At 51.2% G+C, this 654-nt stretch carries 1 protein-coding gene; it reads right to left on the bottom strand.

Features of this window, described 5'->3' with window-relative positions:
- Positions 1-368 precede the first annotated feature (368 nt).
- Positions 369-500 (bottom strand): hypothetical protein, encoded by a 132-nt coding sequence (locus tag HII27_RS27475; RefSeq protein WP_023224512.1) that lies wholly within the window; start codon positions 498-500, stop codon positions 369-371.
- Between the last annotated feature and the right edge of the window lie 154 nt (positions 501-654).

The raw sequence follows: 654 nt of genomic DNA, 5'->3' as shown, positions 1-654 counted from the left end.
ATTTAGGCATAGTTAAGAGATACCCATTTTATCGGCAGGAAATGAGGGTTTTTTAGTTGAATTTTGGGAGGGGCAAGGTTCCATATTGGTCGAGGATTCTGGAGCTGACCGGCAACGGCCAGCGCGGCTATGGGCCATGCGGTGGTTGAGCATAGAAAGGATCTTCTTGAGTTCCTTTTTTTCTACGCGTAATCTCTTGCTCTGAAAACGAAAAAACCACCTGGGGAGGTGGTTTTTCGAAGGTTAAGTCAGTTGGGGAACTGCTTAACCTGGTAACTGGCTTCAGCAGAGCGCAGATACCAAATACTGTCCTTCCAGTGTAGCCGTAGTTAGGCCACCACTTCAAGAACTCTATAGCACCACCTAAATTAACTCGCTCTGCTAATCCTGTTACCAGTGGCTGCTGCCAGTGGCGCTTTGTCGTGTCTTTCCGGGTTGGACTCAAGACGATAGTTACCGGATAAGGCGCAGCAGTCGGACTGAACGGGGGGTTCGTGCATACAGTCCAGCTTGGAGCGAACTGCCTACCCGGAACTGAGTGTCAGGCGTGGAATGAGATAAACGCGGCCATAACAGCGGAATGACACCGGTAAACCGAAAGGCAGGAACAGGAGAGCGCACGAGGGAGCCACCAGGGGGAAACGCCTGGTATCT

Origin of the sequence: Kluyvera sichuanensis, assembly GCF_014218705.1 — a bacterium.
In the GTDB taxonomy this organism is placed as follows: domain Bacteria; phylum Pseudomonadota; class Gammaproteobacteria; order Enterobacterales; family Enterobacteriaceae; genus Kluyvera; species Kluyvera sichuanensis.
This window is presented reverse-complemented; position numbering and strand designations above follow the sequence as displayed.

What these genes read in the sequence shown, in the direction of transcription:
- HII27_RS27475 (WP_023224512.1), bottom strand. Translation starts at nt 500, where the DNA reads ATGCACGAACCCCCCGTTCAGTCCGACTGCTGCGCCTTATCCGGTAAC.